Source organism: Actinomadura spongiicola (genome assembly GCF_003432485.1).
Taxonomy (GTDB): Bacteria; Actinomycetota; Actinomycetes; order Streptosporangiales; family Streptosporangiaceae; genus Spirillospora; species Spirillospora spongiicola.
Genome location: NZ_QVNQ01000003.1, coordinates 548,050 through 565,419, shown reverse-complemented (window position 1 = coordinate 565,419; position 17,370 = coordinate 548,050). Strand labels below are relative to the sequence as shown.

Here is a 17,370-nt window from a genome sequence, read left to right as displayed (position 1 = left end):
CGCCCCTCGTCGTCTCGGCGTGGCGCGTCCGACCGCGGAATGGTTTCGAGGGGAATGGGAGGGTGTGTCCGGAACATATAGGATCGCGCAGCCGTACCGGGGAGGGCGCGGGCCCTCCAAGGTGCGGCCTCAGGGCCGTACACTTGGCACTCGGGAGTAAGGAGTGCCAGCGGCGTGGAACCGCGCCGGGGGCGCCGCCCGCGCCGCCCGAACGGGCCCGGCGGGACGAAGGAGGTGAACGGGTGCTGGACGACCGGAAACTCGCGGTGCTGCGCGCCATCGTGGAGGACTACGTCTCCACCAACGAGCCGGTGGGCTCCAAGGCCTTGACCGACCGGCACAACCTCGGCGTTTCCCCGGCCACCATCCGCAACGACATGGCGGTGCTGGAGGAGCAGGGGTACATCACCCAGCCGCACACCAGCGCCGGACGGGTTCCCACCGACAAGGGCTACCGGCTGTTCGTCGACCGGCTGTCCACGATCAAGCCGCTGTCGGTCGCCGAGCGGCGCGCGATCGAGACGTTCCTGTCCGGCGCCTACGATCTCGACGACGTCGTCGGCCGGACGGTCCGGCTCCTCGCGCAGCTCACGAGGCAGGTCGCCGTCGTGCAGTACCCGTCGCTGACCCGCTCGTCGGTGCGGCACGTCGAGCTGGTGCCGGTCGCCGAGGGGCGGCTGCTGCTCGTCCTCATCACCAACACGGGTCGGGTGGAGCAACGCGTCATCGAGACGGGCGGCGACGTCTCGGAGGAGTCGATCGGGCACCTGCGGGCGCTGCTCAACACCTGCCTGGACGGCCTCGGCCTCGGCGACGTGCCGACGGCGGTCGCCGACCTGCCGGAGAAGGTCAGCCGGGACGACCGGCCGCTCGCCGCGGCGGTGCTGTCGGTGCTGCTGGAGACCCTCGTCGAGAAACACGAGGAGAAGATCGTCTTCGCGGGCGCGGCGAACCTCGCCGCGGTGGACTTCTCCCAGAGCCTCCGAGAGGTGCTCGTGGCCCTCGAAGAGCAGGTGGTGTTGATGCGGCTGCTCGGCGAGACCGGCGACTCCTCTAAAGTGACGGTGCGGATCGGGACCGAGAATCCCGATGCGGGACTCCGATCGACCTCGGTCGTCGCCGCCGACTACGGCGTCGGTGACCTCACCTTGGCCCGGCTGGGAGTGCTCGGGCCTACACGCATGGATTACCCCAGCACGATGGGAGCGGTACGGGCAGTGGCACGCTACGTGGGACAGATCCTGGCGGGGTCGTAAGTGGCCAACGACTACTACGCGACACTGGGCGTCCGGCGGGACGCCAGCCCCGACGAGGTCAAGAAGGCCTACCGGCGGCTCGCGCGGGAACTCCACCCGGACGTCAACCCGGATCCGGAGACCCAGGACAGGTTCAAGGAGATCACCCAGGCGTACGAGGTGCTCTCCGACCCGAAGAAGCGCGAGATGTACGACCTCGGCGCGGACCCGTTCGCGCCCGGCGGCGGCGCGGGCGCCGGCGGCTTCGGAGGCGCCGGGTTCCCGTTCAGCGACATCATGGACGCGTTCTTCGGCACGGCGACGTCCCGGGGCCCGCGGTCCCGGGCGCGGCGCGGCCGGAACGCGACCCTGCGGGTGGAACTCGACCTCGCGGAGACCGCGTTCGGCACGACCCGCGAGTTGTCCATCGACACCGCGGTCGTCTGCACCGGCTGCGAGGGGTCGGGCTGCGCGCCCGGCACCCACCCGGAGACGTGCGAGACCTGCCGCGGGCGCGGCGAGGTGCAGCAGGTGCAGCGCTCGTTCCTCGGCCAGGTCATGACGGCGCGGCCGTGCCCGGCGTGCGGCGGCTTCGGCTCGGTGATCCGCAACCCGTGCACCGAGTGCTCCGGCGACGGCCGGGTCCGCACCCGCCGGACCGTCAAGGTCAAGATCCCGGCGGGCGTGGAGAACGGCATCCACATCCAGCTCGCCGGGGAGGGCGAGGTCGGTCCCGGCGGCGGCCCGCCAGGCGACCTGTTCCTGGAGATCGTGGAGAAGGCGCACCCGATCTTCGAGCGGGAGGGCGACGACCTGCACTGCACGGTCGAGATCCCGATGACGGCGGCGGCGCTCGGCACCAGCGTCACCATCGAGACCCTGGACGCGACCGAGAGCGTCGACATCAAGCCCGGCACCCAGTCCGGGCAGGTCATCACGCTGTACAACCGCGGCGTCCGGCACCTCAACGAGAGCGGGCGCGGCGACCTGATGATCCATGTGAACGTGGAGACGCCGAACCGGCTCGACGAGGAGCAGGAGGAACTGCTGCGGCGGCTCGCCACGCTGCGCGGCGAGGAACGCCCGCCCGGCAAGTTCGCGCCGGGTCAACGCGGCATGTTCTCCCGTCTCAAGGACGTCTTCAACCAGCACTGAAGAGCTGCGGCGGAGGCCTACCGGGAAGGTCTCCGCGGCACCTCGGAACACGGCGACTAGGGAACCGAACGGGGGAACCACATGAGCCCGCCGGTGTTCCTCGCCGGCGCCGACGCGCTGGAGGCCGGCAGCGTCGTCCTCGACGGCCCCGAGGGTCGGCACGCCGCGACCGTGCGGCGGCTGCGGCCCGGTGAGCGCGTCGACCTGACCGACGGCGCGGGCCTGCTCGCCGAATGCGTCGTCACCGCCGCCGTCACCGCCAAGGGCGGCGCGTCCCTGACCTTGGACGTACTGGCCCGGCACCGGACGCCGCCGCCGTCCCCGCGCGTCGTGGTCGTCCAGGCCCTTCCGAAGGGCGACCGGGGCGAGCTGGCCGTCGAGACCATGACCGAGGTCGGGGTGGACGAGATCGTCCCCTGGTCGGCGGCGCGGTGCGTCACGCGGTGGCGCCCGGACCGCCGCGACAAGGCGTTGGCCCGCTGGCGCGACGCGGCCCGCGAGGCCGGGAAACAGGCCCGGCGCAGCCGCCTGCCCGAGGTCGCCGCGCCGGCGTCCACCGACGACGTGGCCGGCCGGATCGCCGCCGCGTCCCTGGCGATCGTCCTGCACGAGGAGGCGGACGCGCCGCTCAGCGCCGTGCGACCGCCCGCGGACGGCGACATCGTGGTCGTGGTCGGCCCCGAGGGCGGGATCACCGACGAGGAACTGGCCCGTTTCACCGAGGCGGGCGGAAGGCCCACCCGGCTCGGGCCGACCGTGCTGCGCACGTCGACGGCCGGGGTCGCGGCCGCCGCGGTCCTGCTGGCCGCCACCGGCCGCTGGTGACAGGCCGCTTCTACCGGGCCGTCGTCGGCGACCGGCCACCCGTGCCGACGAGGAGTTCGGCGGCACGATCAGCCGGCTCGGGCGTCTACCTCGGCGACCTCACGACGGCGCCGCACTCGTCACCGCGCCGCGGGCGGTCCTGTTCCGAACCGGCGCCTCCCGATCGGCGTTGAAACGGTCCTGCCAGGGGAGGCGGGTCGACGAGACGCTGGGAACGGGTTCTGGCGTCGTGGCCGTCCGGCCGACCGGGCGTCCGTCAGGGGCCGCCGCCCGCGGGGGCGCCGTCCTCACCGTTGGAGGTCCGGGGCTCCTCGCTGGTCGTGGACGGCGTCGGCTGCTCCGTGGGGTCGCCCGGGTTGGACGGCGTGGGCGTGGTCGGCGACGGTGACGTGGTCGGCGTCTGCGACGGGGACCGGCTCGGGCAGGGCGTGACCGGCGGCGCGACCGCGGACTGCGTTCCCGGCGTCGCGGCGGGCGTCGGCGTGCCCACCGGCGGGATGCGGCAGGCCGACATTCCCGGCGAGGCGGTCGAACTCGGTGTCTGCGAGGCGCTCGGCGCGTCGGCCCCGCTGATGCCCGGGGACGGCGGGGCGGGGAACTGCGGGTCGCCCTCGGTCGAGGCGTGCTCTCCTTCGGCGGCGTCGCGTCCCTCGTCGGCGGGTCCGTTGCTGCCGACGGACTGCTGGATGAGGTCGATGGTCTGCGGGGCGGTGACGCCCAACCCGGCGATCACCATGGCGGCCGCCACGGCGAGGACGGGACGCGCCCAGTTGACGGTCAACCGGTCGAAGTTCACCCCGTAGCGGGCGAGGCCGAACCGTCCGAGACCGAACCGGCGGCCGTGGCCGTCGGCGATGCGGGCCCGGATGCGCTCCAGGCCGTCGCCCACGGGGGTGACCGTCTCCGCCTCCGCGTGCAGGGCGCGGCGGAGGATCTCGCCGTGCTCGTCGTCGGGGTCGGTGGTCATGAGAACTGCTCCAGGACGTTGCGTAGCGCGGTCATTCCGCGCGCCGTGTGGCTCTTCACGGCGCCGCGGGAGATGCCCATCGCGTTGGCGATCTCCGCTTCGGACAGGTCGGCGTAGTAGCGCAGGACGAGCGCCTCCCGCTGGCGCGCGGGCAGCCGGGACAGCGCGTCGATCACCGCCGAGCGCTCCAGCTCCCCGATGGCCCCGGCCTCCGCGCTCGGCGCGTCCGGCAGGCCCTTCGGGGCGTACTTCTCGACGACGGCGCGGTGCCGGAGCACCGAACGCGACCGGTTCACCACCGACTGCCGCAGGTAGGACAGGGCCTTGTCCGGGTCGCGCAGGCGGCGCCAGCCGCCGTGCATCGCGACGAACGCGTCCTGGACGACCTCCTCGGCCGTCCCGGCGTCCCGGACGAGCATGGCCGCCAGCCGGACCAGCGACCGGTAGTTGGCGCTGTAGAGCGCGGTCACCGCTTGGTCGGCGTCCCAGGCGACGGCCACCGCGCCCGCCGTGCCCCTGGCCACGAGGGTCTCGGTCACGTCAGTGGGACGCGTACCCTCGTCGTTCGGTTTACGAAAGGGCATGTCCTGGTTTGCCTCGGTCACCTATCCGCCGCCTTTGCCGTCCCCCGGCCGTCCATTCGGACGCTCCTTCGGAGCGGCGTGGATGTCGGCGCGTCCGGCACGCCAGGGCACACCGAAATGCCTTGCGAACCGGGGAGCACGCCTGAGGTGACAACCTTAACCACTGGGCGGTCGGGATGCCGCCCGGAAGCGAAGGTTGATCGGCGACGGACCTCGGCCGGTCCGGGGCGCCGCGAGCCGTTCCCGCGCGGAGTCTCGGTAGGATCTCCGGGCGGTCGCGGCCGCCTGTGAGGGGAGACAGATGACCGACTGCCTGTTCTGCAAGATCGTTTCCGGGGACGTGCCCGCCACGATCGTCCGGGAGTCGGCGGGTGCGGTGGCGTTCCGCGACATCAACCCGCAGGCGCCCACGCATGTGCTGGTCATCCCGAGGGACCACCATCCGACCGTCGGTGAGCTGGCCGCGTCCGACGCCGAGCTTCTCGCCGAGCTGGTGCGCGAGGCCCACGGGGTCGCGGTCGACGAGGGCGTCGCCGAGACCGGCTACCGGGTCGTGTTCAACACCGGCGCCCAGGCGGGCCAGACCGTGTTCCACGTCCACGCGCACGTGCTCGGCGGCCGTGGCCTCAACTGGCCTCCCGGCTGAAACACGGGCCCCGCCCTCCGTGGATCCGCACGCGAGAAATGCGGCGGCGTCGTGTCGGGGTCGGCCAGTACGATGGAACCGGTACACCTGGACACCCGGAGCAGACAGAAGGCAGGTCAGAGAGGCCGCAAGGCCGGGCTGATGGTCGAATCAACTCACACGAGGTCCACCCCCACCTCCACCCAGACGGGGCGCGGCGACCGGGGAGACTCGCACTCCCAGATCAAGATCGTGGTGCCGGACGACCATTCGATGGTGAGCCTGCTCGGCTCCCGGGACGAGCTGCTCCACGCGATCGAGCGCGCGTTCGCCGACGGCATCGACATCCACGTCCGCGGCAACGAGATCACCGTGACCGGCCCCGAGACCGAGACCGACCTGGTCTCCCGGCTCTTCACCGAGATGTTCGAACTGCTGAAGGGCGGCACACAGCTCACCCCCGACGCCGTCGAGCGCAGCCTGGCGATGCTGCGCGGCGAGTCCGGTGAGCGGCCCGCCGAGGTCCTCACGCTGGACGTGCTGTCCAGCCGGGGCCGGACGATCCGCCCGAAGACCCTGAACCAGCGCCGCTACGTCGACGCGATCGACAAGCACACGATCGTGTTCGGCATCGGCCCCGCCGGCACCGGCAAGACGTATCTGGCGATGGCGAAGGCCGTCCGCGCGCTGCAGGACAAGCAGGTCAACCGGATCATCCTCACCCGTCCGGCCGTCGAGGCCGGGGAGCGGCTCGGGTTCCTGCCCGGAACGCTCTACGAGAAGATCGACCCGTATCTGCGGCCCCTGTACGACGCGCTGCACGACATGGTCGACCCCGACTCGATCCCCCGCCTGATGGCCGCCGGGACGATCGAGGTCGCGCCGCTGGCGTACATGCGGGGCCGGACGCTGAACGACTCGTTCATCATCCTGGACGAGGCGCAGAACACCTCGCCCGAGCAGATGAAGATGTTCCTGACGCGGCTCGGGTTCGGGTCGAAGGTCGTGGTCACCGGCGACGTCACCCAGGTCGACCTGCCGAACGGGCAGCTGAGCGGGCTGCGCGTCGTGCAGGACATCCTGGACGGCGTCCAGGACATCCACTTCTCCCGGCTGGACAGCCGCGACGTCGTGCGGCACAAGCTCGTCACCGACATCGTCGACGCCTACAACCGCTACGACGAGGCCCGCGTTCCGCAGATCAAGCAGGGCGCGGCCGACCGCGGCGGGTCCCGCAAGCGGAGGCGGTAGTGACCATCGAGGTGTTGAACGAGTCAGGTGTGCCCGTGGACGAGAAGGCCCTCGCGGGTCTGTCCCGGCACGTCCTGGACGGGATGCGCGTCCACCCGCTCGCGGAGCTGTCGGTGCTGCTGGTCGACGAGGCCGCGATGGCCAAGCTGCACGAGGAGTGGATGGACGAGCCCGGTCCCACCGACGTCCTGTCGTTCCCGATGGACGAGCTGCGCCCCGGGCACACGCCCGGTGGCGGCGACGAGGACGGCGAGGCCGATTCCGGGGTGCTCGGCGACGTCGTCCTGTGCCCGGCGGTCGCCGAGCGGCAGGCGCGGGAGGCGGGGCACAGCACCGGGGACGAGCTGGAGCTGCTGTGCGCGCACGGCATCCTGCACCTCCTCGGCTACGACCACGCCGAGCCGGAGGAGCATCGGGAGATGTTCGGCCTGCAGGCCGAGCTCCTGTCCTCCTGGCGGGAGAAACGCGGCGGTTGATGAGCACCGCGCAGGCGTGGCTGTCGGCCCTGGCGGTGGGGCTGGTCCTCATGGCGGGACTGCTGGCCGGCACCGAGGCGGCGCTCGCCCGCGTGTCCCGCGTCACCGTCGACGAGATCGTCCGGGAGGGGCGGCGCGGCGCGAAGCGGCTCGCCGAGGTCGTCGCCGACCCGGCCCGCTACGTGAACATGGTGCTGCTGCTGCGCATCGGCTGCGAACTGGTCGCCACCGTGATCGTCGCGGACCTGTGCATCTCCTGGCTGGACGAGACCTGGCGCGCCTACGTCACCGCCGCCGCGATCATGATCGTGGTCAGCTATGTCGTGATCGGCGTCGGGCCCCGCACGCTCGGCATCCAGCACGCCGACCGGATCGCGCTGACCGGCGCCGCCGTGATCCACCCGGTGACCCGGGTGTTCGGTCCGCTGCCGCGGCTGCTGATCCTGCTCGGCAACGCCCTCACCCCCGGCAAGGGGTTCCGGGAGGGCCCGTTCGCGTCCGAGGCGGAGCTGCGCGACCTGGTCGACCTCGCCGAGCAGCGCAGCCTGATCGAACCGGTCGAGCGGGAGATGATCCACTCGGTGTTCGAGCTGGGCGACACCCTCGTCCGCGAGGTGATGGTGCCGCGCACCGACATCGTGTTCGTCGAACGCGGCAAGACGCTGCGGCAGGCGATGTCGCTGGCGCTGCGCAGCGGCTTCTCCCGCATCCCCGTCGTCGGCGAGAACGAGGACGACGTCGTCGGCATCGCCTACCTCAAGGACGTCGTCCGCCGCAGCCAGGAGCACCGTGAGGGCGAGTCGGTGGAGACCGTCGACTCCGTGATGCGGCCCGCCACCTACGTGCCCGACTCCAAGCCGATCGACGAGCTGCTCCGCGAGATGCAGGCCCGCCGCATCCACCTGGCGATCGTCATCGACGAGTACGGCGGCACCGCGGGCCTCGTCACCATCGAGGACATCCTGGAGGAGATCGTCGGTGAGATCACCGACGAGTACGACCGGGAGACCCCGCCGGTCACCTGGCTGCGCGACGGCGCCGCCCGCGTCACCGCCCGCCTGCCCGTCGAGGACCTCGCCGAACTGTTCGACGTCGAGCTGGACGTCGAGGAGGTCGAGACCGTCGGCGGCCTGCTCGCCCACGCCCTCGGCCGCGTCCCGATCGAAGGCTCCACCGCCGAGATCACGACCGGCGAGGACGGGCCCGTCCTGTCCCTGAAGGCCGAGACCATAGCGGGCCGCCGCAACCGAGTGGGCACCGTGTTGGTCCGGGTGGGCGACCCCCCGGGCCCCCCGTCGCGAGCCGGTCGATCCTCGCGCCACGGCTCGGGTTCGTCGTGACCGTGCGGCAGGCGACGTGGCGCTGCGGCCGCACGACCCGTGAGGTCGGCTGAGGCTTCGTCCGAGTCGGGGGCGGCGCTGGTCAGTCGAGCGTTGTGCGGAGGGTGCCGTTGGGGGCCGCGACGAGGATGGGGGCCTTGGGGCCCAGGTCGCGGACGGTGGTGATGTCGGGGGGCTGCGCGGTGTCCGCGGTGGTGACGAGGGCGGCGGCCTCCAGGCTTTCGGCGCCGCTGGACACGGCCATCGCGACGGCCACCTGGAGGGCGGAGAGTTTGAGGGACGGCAGGTCGACGCTCGTCGCCGCGTAGGTGCGGCCCGTCTGGTCGCGGACGGCGGCGCCCTCGGCGGCGCCCGTCCGGGCCCGCGCGGACCGGGCCAGGGTGATGATCTTCGCGTCCTCGGGGTTCAACTCGTTCACATCCCAAGCGTACGGGCAGGCGCTCGCAAGTGAGCGGCAAGTGAACCGCATGGTCGTCCGGCGATGCTCGGGAGTGTTGGACCCCGTGGAGATGAACTGATGTTCCGTTCGCTTCACGACACGGGGAAGGTCGACCGGACGGGGGCGGCGGCGTACGGGGGTCGGGGGATACGCCGACGCGCCGCCGAGTGGTCGGTGATCTTCACGGGGTCCATGGCGAAGCCCGCTGTGCGGGTCGGAGCCGGCACGGGATCCCGGTCGTCGAGACCAGGGGGTTCAGGACCGGGTCCGGTCGTCGTGATCGTCCGGCCGTCGGCGGTAAGGGGGCTCGCCGGCCGTCCGGGTGACCCCGTCGCGACGACCGGCCCGTCCCCGCGACGGTCGCCGTGTGCGGGGTGACCTGGCCGTTGGTGGCCGAGCGGGTTTCGGCCCGGTGCTGATCATGGTCAGGCCGGAAATCCGGGCGCGCCGAAAAAGAGGGCTTTGATCCACACGGTCTGCCATGTGCCGGTTAGTCTGGCGGCAAATGTCGACCGTGGTACGCGTGCTCGGGGCCTTCGGCGCCGAGGTGGCGGGCGCTCCCGCCGACCTCGGTGGCCCTCGCCAGCGCTCGGTTCTGGCCCGCCTCGTCGCCGCGCGGGGTCAGATGGTCCCCGCCGACCGGCTCGTCGAGGACCTCTGGCCGGGGACGGCTCCGCTCCGCGCCGCCGCGGGCCTCCAGTCCTTCGTGTCGCATCTGCGCCGTGCGCTGGAGCCGGACCGTCCGCCCCGCACCCCCGCGATGGTCCTCGTGACCGAGCCGCCGGGGTACGCGCTACGGCTGCCGGACGGCAACGTCGACGCGTGGCGGTTCGACGCGCTCATCGACGAGGCCGCCGAGCTGCTGGACGCGGAACCCGCGCAGGCGCGCCGCCGCGCGGAGCGGGCGCTCGACGAATGGCGCGGGCCCGCCTACGCGGAGTTCGCCGACCTGCCGTGGGCCGCGGCCGAGGCCGCCCGGCTGGACGAACGCCGCCGCATCGCCGTGGAGATGCGCGCCGAGGCGATCCTCAAGGAAAGGCCCCATCGGCGCGCGTCCGCCGCCGAGGCGGTCCCCGACCTGGAGGCGCACACCGCCGCCAACCCGCTGCGGGAGGAGGCGTGGCGGCTGCTGGCCCTCGCCCTCTACCGTGCCGGGCGCCAGGGCGACGCGCTCGCCGCGCTGCGCCGAGCCCGCGCGACGCTGACCGAGGAACTCGGCATCGACCCCGGGCCCGCGCTGCGCCGCCTCGAAACCGACATCCTGGCTCAGTCGCCCGCGCTGGGGGAGCTCGATCGCGTCGAGGAGCCGGTGCGGTTGCGCCCGTTCCTCCGACCGGTGCCCGAACCCGTCGACCCGCCCGACGCCGTGTTCGTCGGGCGGGTCCCGGAACTGGCGCGGCTGGAGGACGCGGCCCGCGCCGCGGTCACCGGACGGGGCGGCCTCGTCCTCATCGCCGCCGACGCGGGCATGGGCAAGACCGCCCTCGCCGAGCGGTTCGCCCGGGGCCTCGCCGGACGGAACTGGACGTGCGCGTGGGGCCGCGCCTCGGAGACCGGCTGGGCACCGGCCGCCTGGCCGTGGGCCGAGCTGCTGCGCGAACTCACCGCCGCCGCGCCGCCCGAGCCCGGCCTCGCCGCGCGGCTCGGGCCGCTACTGGACGACGCCGTCACCGGACGCGTCGACGAGGACGCCACCACCGGACGGTTCCGGCTGCACCTCGCGGTGGGCGACTACCTCACCGGCCTCGCCGACACCGCGCCGCTTCTCCTCGTCCTGGACGACCTGCACTGGGCGGACGACGAGACCCTCGCGCTGCTCGTCCGGCTCGCCGAGCGGCTCCGGGACCGTCCCGTCCTGCTGGTGGCCACGTTCCGGCAGACCGAGGTCCCCGAACGGCTCGCCACGGCGCTGGCCGCGCTCGCCCGGCACGAGCCGGTCCGCATCGATCTGGGCGGGCTGTCGGTGCCGGAGGTCGCCGTGCTGGTACGCGGTCACTGCGCCGCCGACGTGGACGACGCGGACCTGTCCTTCATCGCCGAACGGACCGGCGGCAACCCGTTCTTCACCCGGGAGACGGCACGGCTCCTCGACGCCGAGGGGCTGCACGCCGCCGTCCGCCGGGTGCCCGCGGGTGTCGGGGACGTGCTGCGCCGCCGGATCGCCCGGTTACCGGACTCCGCGCAGGCCGTCCTGCGGGACGCCGCCGTCGTCGGCCGGGACGCCGACCTGCGCGTCCTCGTCGAACTGGCCGGAGACGAGGACTTCGTCATCGACGCCGTCGAGGCCGGACTCGCGGGGGGCCTGGTCACCGAACCCGGACCCGGCCAGATGCGGTTCACGCACGCCCTCGTCCGCGACACGCTCTACGACGGGATCTCCCAGGCCCGCCGGACCCGCCTGCACGGACGGGTCGCCGAAGCGCTCGAACGGCACGCTCCGGAAGAGGTCGCCGCGATCGCGCACCACTACCTGGAGTCGGGCGGGAACCCCGCGAAGGCCGTCCGGTACGCGCGGCGCGCCGCCGAGGCCGCCGAGGCCCGCTACGCCCACCGCACGGCCGCCGACCTCTGGATCCGTGTCGTGGAGACGCTGCGCGCGGAGGGGCCGGAGGCGATCGGCGACCGGCTGGCGGCGGAGGTGTCCGCGATCCGCGCCTGCGCGCTCGCCGGGAACATCATGGACGCGCGGGAGTGGCGGCTCGCCTCCATCGCCGACGCCCGCGCCTACGGCGACGTCCGGCTGCTCGCCCGGATCATCGCGAGCTTCGACGTTCCCACGCTGTGGACGGGTCGTGAGTACGGCCTCCTCGACGACGCCGTCGTCGACGCCGTCGAGGAGGCGCTCGCCCGCCTCCCGGACGACGAACCGGAACTGCGCGTCCGGCTGCTGACCGCCCTGGCGATCGAGCTGGAGGGCGAGCCGCACGACCGTGGGATGACCGTGTCCCGGGAGGCGGTCCGGGAGGCCCGCGCCCTCGGCGACCCCGAACTGATGGCCGTCGCGTTGAACGGCGCCTACACCAACGCCTACCGGACCGCGGACCACCTGGCGGAGCGGCGGCGGATCGCCGCCGAGATCCTCGACATCGCCACCGAGCACGACCTGGGCGTCTACCGCGTCCTCGCCCACCTGCAGATGCAGCAGACGTCGGTCGCCTCGCTCGACAAGGCCGCCGCGCACCGGCATCTGAGAGAGGGAGCGCTGCTCGCCGAGGAGTACGGCCTGCCCCTGCTGGCCGCGATCGCCCGCTGGGAGACGGGGTTGTTGCGCGCCTTCGGCGCCCCACCCGACGTGGCGGAGCGCGAGTACGCGCGGCTGGGCGAGAACAGGGGCAAGATCCAGATCTGGTCCAGCGAGCACAGCATGACGCTGCTCGGCACGTTCTGCCTGCGGCTCCTCCAGGGGCGGGCCGGGGAGATGGTCGAGAAGACCGCCTGGCTGCGCCAACGCTGGGCGCACGTCGGGGGCACCGCCGACGTGCACGCGCTCGCGCTCATCGGCTGCGGCCGCCTCGCGGAGGCCAGAAAGATCGCCGCCGCGGCCGAACCGCTCCGTCCCGACTACTTCTTCGACCTGAACATGCCGCTGCGCGGCATGCGCGCCATGGCGCTCGGCGACCGCGACCTGGCCGCGGAGGCGTACACGGCGTTGCTCCCGTACGCGGGCCAGGTCAGCGGCGGCGCCACCGCCGGAGCCACGCTGGGCCCGGTCGCGCAGATCCTCGGTGACCTCGCCCGGTTCCTCGAACGTCCCACCGAGGTCGCCGCCGCCCACTACCGCCAGGCCGTCGACGTGGCGACACGCCTCGGCGCCCCGCACTGGACCGATACGGCGAAGGCGGCCCTCGACCGTCTCGGCAGTCCCGCCGCCTGACGCCGGATGGCGGGAGCCCGCCCGCGGTGGGCGACAATGAAGGGGTGACGGCTCTGGGAGAAGGGGCGCCCGAGGGTTTCCGGGCGGGGTTCGCGTGCTTCATCGGTCGGCCGAACGTCGGCAAGTCGACCCTGATGAACGCCCTGGTGGGGACCAAGGTGGCGATCACCAGCAGCCGCCCGCAGACGACGCGGCGGGCCATCCGGGGGATCGTGCACCGTCCGGACGCGCAGCTCGTCGTCGTCGACACCCCGGGCCTGCACCGGCCGCGGACGCTGCTCGGGGAACGGCTCGACAGCCTCGTCCGGTCCACGTTGACCGAGGTGGACGCGATCGGCTTCTGCGTGCCCGCCGACCAGCCCGTCGGCCCCGGCGACCGGTACATCGCGCGGGAACTGGCGTCGGTGCGCAAGACACCGGTCGTCGCGATCGTGACCAAGACCGACCTCGTCGAGCCCGAGCGGGTGGCCGAGCAGCTCCTCGCCGTCGGGCGGCTCGGCGAGTTCGCCGACATCGTGCCGTGCTCCGCCGAGCGCGGCTTCCAGGTCGACCTGGTCGGCGACCTGCTGATCTCCCACCTCCCGGACGGCATGCCGCTGTACCCGGAGGGCGACCTCACCGACGAGCCCGAGCAGGTCCTCATCGCCGAGCTGATCCGGGAGGCGGCGCTGGAGGGCGTGCGGGACGAGCTGCCCCACTCCATCGCCGTGGTCGTGGACGAGATGACGCCCCGCGAGGGACGCGACGACCTCATCGACGTCTACGCGCACCTGTTCGTGGAACGTCCCAGCCAGAAGGGCATCATCATCGGGCACAAGGGCGCCCGGTTGCGGGAGGTCGGAGCGGCCGCCCGGCGGCAGATCGAGGCGCTGCTCGGCAGCAAGGTGTTCCTCGACCTGCGCGTCAGCGTCCTCAAGGACTGGCAGCGCGACCCCAAGCAGCTACGGCGGCTCGGGTTCTACGACTGACCCTGCTTGGGTTCGTCCGTCGGCGGTTGTTCCGTGGCGGGGTAGTACCGCGGGTCGGTGTAGTACTGCTGGTCCACGTAGTACTGCTGTTCGGTGTACCGCGGGTCGAACCGGTCCGGTCGGGGGCGGGATTTCGAGACCCGTTCGCTGATGGGACGGGCCAGGCTGAAACCGATGACCATCAGCGACGCTATGACCGCGAGATACCAGCCGTAGCGGACGGTGATCTGGTAGCCGACGTCCAGGCCGGTGCGCGGCAGGTCGTCGCGGACGTCGCCGAGCCGGAGCACGAACAGGCCGCAGACCAGCAGGGCGAGCGTGCCGGGGATCGCGGCCAGCCCGCCGATCCGCGGGTCCCGTCCGGCCAGGTCGCCGCAGGCCAGCGCGATCGCGACTACCCCCAGCACCGGGACGGCGAGGACCAGGTCGTCGGCGTCGATGCCCGCCACGCTGCCGAGGTCGCGGCCGATCGGCCGGCCGAACAGCTCGACGATGATCTGCGCCCGCGCCCACGGCATGAACGCCGACACCAGCAGCGCCGAGGCCGCGACGATCATGGCGGCGATCCACGGCACGCCACGTCCCGGCGGCGTGACCTGGGGCGCGACGGGGGCCGTGTCCCCGGCGGGTGGCGGATAGCCGTCGACGGGAGGCAGGAAGGACGGTCGCGCCCGCGCCCGTCCCGCGTCGGAACCGAGGTCACCGGTCATGGACCCAGCGTAAGGGCACCACGCGCGTGAACCACGAAGGCCACGTCGCGCCGGGCGGTCGGTAGTTTGGAACGAGTCCGTTATGGGAGGAGAACCCCGGTGTTGCTCGTTTTCGGCCTGACGGCGGTGTTCCGTACGGTCAGCGAGGGCACGTTCCACTGCCCGCGGTGCGGGGGTGACCGCGCCTACCGCCGGCGTACCGGGCGCCGCTGGGTGTCGGTGTTCTTCGTCCCGGTGGTGCCGCTGTGGCGGCTCGGACCGTCGGTGGCGTGCCGGACGTGCCGCGCCCGGTTCCCCGTCTCGGTGCTGCGGACGCCCACCGCGCGGCACATGGCGGAGGCCCTCGCCGCGGGGATGCGGGCGGCCGCGGCGCTGGTCCTGCGCGCCGGAGACCCCGCCGACGCGGCGGCCCGCGCCCGCGCCGCCGAGACGGTCACCGGCTACGGCGAACCCGAGTACGGCCGGGACGACATCGACGCCGACCTCGCGCTGCGCCGGACGTTCCTGGAACGGGACGTCGCCACCGCCGGAACCCACCTCGGCGTGGAGGCCAAGGAATGGTTTCTCGCGCAGGCCGTCCGGATCGGCCTCGCGGGCGGGTCGCTCGACGAGGGCCGGCGGCGGGAACTGCACGCCATCGCGGACCTGCTCGGCATGTCCCCCGCCTACGCGCTCGGCGTGATCGTGACCACCGAGGGGGCGGCGCGCTGACCTGAGATCCGCCCTCGACGGCGGCGTGACCTGCCCGTCCTGCGACCGCGGTGCGTCTCACCATCCGGACGCCGCGTTACCGTGCCGCCGATGACATCTGTTAACTTGACGAGCGTGTTCCGTGAGCTGCTCCTCCTTAGCGGCCGCAGCGGGGGCCAGTAACAGGCCGGCTCCCTCGCTGCGGGACTGCGACGTGCACGTCGGCCGCGAGGTTCGAGCAGAAAGATATCCACGGATGTATCCGCAACAGCAGCCCTCTGGTATGCCCGTCCACCGCTACCGTCCGTTCACCCCGGTCAAACTCGCCGACCGCACCTGGCCGGACGCCGTCATCACCGAGGCGCCGCGCTGGTGCGCGGTCGACCTGCGCGACGGCAACCAGGCCCTGATCGACCCGATGGACGCCGACCGCAAACTGCGGATGTTCGAACTGCTCGTCCGGATGGGCTACAAGGAGATCGAGGTCGGTTTCCCGGCGGCCAGTCAGACCGACTTCGACTTCGTCCGGCAGATCATCGAGGAGGACCGCGTCCCCGACGACGTGGTGATCCAGGTGCTGACCCAGGCCCGTCCCGAGCTGATCGAGCGGACCTTCGAGTCGCTGCGCGGCGCCAAGCAGGCGATCGTCCACCTGTACAACTCCACCAGCACACTTCAACGCCGCGTCGTGTTCGGGCAGGACCGCGACGGCATCACCGCGATCGCCGTCGAGGGCGCCAAACTGTGCGCCAAGCTCGCCGAGGACATGGGCGACACGCGGATCTACTTCCAGTACTCGCCCGAGTCGTTCACCGGCACCGAGCTGGAGTACGCCGTCGAGGTCTGCAACGCCGTCAACGACGTGTGGCGGCCCACCCCCGACCGCAAGGTCATCGTGAACCTGCCCGCCACCGTCGAGATGGCCACCCCGAACGTCTACGCCGACCAGATCGAGTGGATGAACCGGAACCTGGCCTACCGCGACTCGGTGATCCTGTCCCTGCACCCGCACAACGACCGCGGCACCGCCGTCGCCGCCGCCGAGCTGGGGTACCTCGCGGGCGCCGACCGCATCGAGGGCTGCCTGTTCGGCAACGGCGAGCGCACCGGGAACGTGTGCCTGGTCACGCTGGGCCTGAACCTGTTCACCCAGGGCGTCGACCCGCAGATCGACTTCTCCGACATCGACGAGATCCGCCGCACGGTCGAGTACTGCAACCAGCTGCCCGTCCACGAACGGCACCCCTACGGCGGCGACCTGGTGTACACCGCGTTCTCCGGCTCCCACCAGGACGCCATCAACAAGGGCCTGGACCATCTGCTGCGCGACGCCGAGACGGCCGGTGTGCCGGTGGAGGAGTACCGCTGGGAGGTCCCGTACCTGCCGATCGACCCGCACGACGTCGGCCGGACGTACGAGGCCGTGATCCGCGTCAACAGCCAGTCAGGCAAGGGCGGCGTCGCCTACATCATGAAGACCGAGCACTCCCTGGAGCTGCCGCGCCGCCTCCAGATCGAGTTCTCCCGGGTCGTCCAGCGGCACACCGACGACGAGGGCGGCGAGGTCACCGCCGAGGTCATGTGGGACATCTTCCAAGACGAGTTCCTGACCGGCGGCCCCCGCGTCGGCCTGCTGGCCCACCGCACCACGTCGCGGGTGGACGAGAAGGACGCACTCAGCTGCGACATCCGCCTGGACGGTGAGATCCGCGAGATCGCGGGCGTCGGCAACGGCCCCGTCTCGGCGTTCGAGGACGCCCTCGCCACCGTCGGGATCGGCGTCCGGGTCCTGGACTACGCCGAGCACGCGCTGAGCGCCGGAGGCGACGCCCGCGCCGCCGCCTACGTCGAATGCGAGGTACGTTTCGGCGACGGCGACGGCACCACCGTGTGGGGCGTCGGCATCGACGGCAACATCGTCACCGCGTCCCTCAAGGCGATCCTGTCGGCCGTCAACCGCGTCGCCCGCACCCGAACGACCTGACCCACGCCCGACCCCCAGGGCCGCGAGCACCAACCCGCCCGCGGCCCTGCCTGGGGACTGGTCCGGATCGTCACGGTGTCGCCAGGCAGGCCTTTAGGTCTTGGCCGCATCGCCCGTGCCCGGATGACCTCGTCGGTGTACCGAGCCCTGCGGTCGCGTGCGACATCGCGTTCGCGGCGTTGCCTTCGGGGCTGGTCCGGATCGTCACGGTGTTGTCGGTCGTCTAGTCGGCCTTGGCCGCATGGCC

15 protein-coding genes are annotated in these 17,370 nt (G+C 72.5%); 11 read left to right on the top strand and 4 right to left on the bottom strand.

Annotation, left to right across the window (positions count from 1 at the left end):
* Window positions 1-242: 242 nt before the first annotated feature.
* From hrcA to D0T12_RS11335, 3 genes are all read left to right on the top strand, one after another.
* Window positions 243-1,256: a heat-inducible transcriptional repressor HrcA gene (gene hrcA, locus D0T12_RS11345; RefSeq protein WP_117399462.1), complete on the top strand. Its 1,014-nt coding sequence runs from the start codon at window positions 243-245 to the stop codon at window positions 1,254-1,256.
* Window positions 1,257-2,390, top strand: a complete 1,134-nt coding sequence (dnaJ, locus tag D0T12_RS11340; protein WP_117399461.1) for a molecular chaperone DnaJ — start codon at window positions 1,257-1,259, stop codon at window positions 2,388-2,390.
* An 81-nt stretch (window positions 2,391-2,471) separates the two neighbouring features.
* Window positions 2,472-3,215: a 16S rRNA (uracil(1498)-N(3))-methyltransferase gene (locus D0T12_RS11335; RefSeq protein WP_117399460.1), complete on the top strand. Its 744-nt coding sequence runs from the start codon at window positions 2,472-2,474 to the stop codon at window positions 3,213-3,215.
* 256 nt (window positions 3,216-3,471) lie between these two features.
* Here the strand turns inward: D0T12_RS11335 and D0T12_RS11330 are convergent, their stop codons facing one another.
* Entirely contained in the window at window positions 3,472-4,182 is a 711-nt protein-coding gene (locus tag D0T12_RS11330) for a hypothetical protein (protein WP_117399459.1), read from the bottom strand.
* A complete protein-coding gene (locus tag D0T12_RS11325) occupies window positions 4,179-4,766 on the bottom strand; it encodes a SigE family RNA polymerase sigma factor (RefSeq protein WP_117399458.1) in 588 nt (195 codons plus the stop codon). Before D0T12_RS11325 ends, D0T12_RS11330 begins: the two co-directional genes overlap by 4 nt.
* A 301-nt stretch (window positions 4,767-5,067) precedes the next feature.
* On the opposite strand from D0T12_RS11325, the gene D0T12_RS11320 reads away from it, so the two are divergent.
* From D0T12_RS11320 to D0T12_RS11305, 4 genes are all read left to right on the top strand, one after another.
* Window positions 5,068-5,412 carry a histidine triad nucleotide-binding protein gene (locus D0T12_RS11320; RefSeq protein ID WP_117399457.1) on the top strand — a complete coding sequence of 115 codons (345 nt, stop codon included), beginning with the start codon at window positions 5,068-5,070 and terminating at the stop codon, window positions 5,410-5,412.
* A 141-nt stretch (window positions 5,413-5,553) separates the two neighbouring features.
* Window positions 5,554-6,642, top strand: a complete 1,089-nt coding sequence (locus tag D0T12_RS11315) for a PhoH family protein (RefSeq protein ID WP_117399456.1) — start codon at window positions 5,554-5,556, stop codon at window positions 6,640-6,642.
* Window positions 6,642-7,118, top strand: coding sequence for an rRNA maturation RNase YbeY (ybeY, locus tag D0T12_RS11310; protein WP_117399455.1), 477 nt, complete (start codon window positions 6,642-6,644; stop codon window positions 7,116-7,118). Before D0T12_RS11315 ends, ybeY begins: the two co-directional genes overlap by 1 nt.
* Complete coding sequence (locus tag D0T12_RS11305; RefSeq protein WP_199487404.1) at window positions 7,118-8,458, top strand: hemolysin family protein; 1,341 nt, start codon at window positions 7,118-7,120, stop codon at window positions 8,456-8,458. The genes ybeY and D0T12_RS11305 overlap by 1 nt, the downstream gene beginning before the upstream one ends.
* A gap of 82 nt (window positions 8,459-8,540) precedes the next feature.
* Here D0T12_RS11305 and D0T12_RS11300 read toward each other — a convergent pair whose 3' ends face one another.
* The gene (locus D0T12_RS11300; RefSeq protein ID WP_233525972.1) at window positions 8,541-8,876 is read right to left on the bottom strand and encodes a cytidine/deoxycytidylate deaminase family protein; all 336 of its coding nucleotides are present in this window, start codon (window positions 8,874-8,876) and stop codon (window positions 8,541-8,543) included.
* A 526-nt stretch (window positions 8,877-9,402) separates the two neighbouring features.
* Between D0T12_RS11300 and D0T12_RS11295 the strand changes: the two genes are divergently transcribed.
* Together D0T12_RS11295 and era are read left to right on the top strand one after the other, a co-directional pair.
* Window positions 9,403-12,771, top strand: coding sequence for an AfsR/SARP family transcriptional regulator (locus D0T12_RS11295; RefSeq protein WP_158581468.1), 3,369 nt, complete (start codon window positions 9,403-9,405; stop codon window positions 12,769-12,771).
* Window positions 12,772-12,815: 44 nt separating this feature from the next.
* Entirely contained in the window at window positions 12,816-13,739 is a 924-nt protein-coding gene (gene era, locus D0T12_RS11290) for a GTPase Era (protein ID WP_117399453.1), read from the top strand.
* Here era and D0T12_RS11285 read toward each other — a convergent pair.
* Window positions 13,730-14,449 (bottom strand): hypothetical protein, encoded by a 720-nt coding sequence (locus D0T12_RS11285; RefSeq protein WP_117399452.1) that lies wholly within the window; start codon window positions 14,447-14,449, stop codon window positions 13,730-13,732. The genes era and D0T12_RS11285 overlap by 10 nt on opposite strands.
* A 99-nt stretch (window positions 14,450-14,548) precedes the next feature.
* On the opposite strand from D0T12_RS11285, the gene D0T12_RS11280 reads away from it, so the two are divergent.
* Both D0T12_RS11280 and leuA read left to right on the top strand, forming a co-directional pair.
* Complete coding sequence (locus tag D0T12_RS11280) at window positions 14,549-15,160, top strand: hypothetical protein (RefSeq protein ID WP_117399451.1); 612 nt, start codon at window positions 14,549-14,551, stop codon at window positions 15,158-15,160.
* Window positions 15,161-15,395: 235 nt separating this feature from the next.
* The gene (gene leuA, locus D0T12_RS11275; RefSeq protein ID WP_117399450.1) at window positions 15,396-17,123 is read left to right on the top strand and encodes a 2-isopropylmalate synthase; all 1,728 of its coding nucleotides are present in this window, start codon (window positions 15,396-15,398) and stop codon (window positions 17,121-17,123) included.
* The last annotated feature ends 247 nt before the right edge of the window (window positions 17,124-17,370 follow it).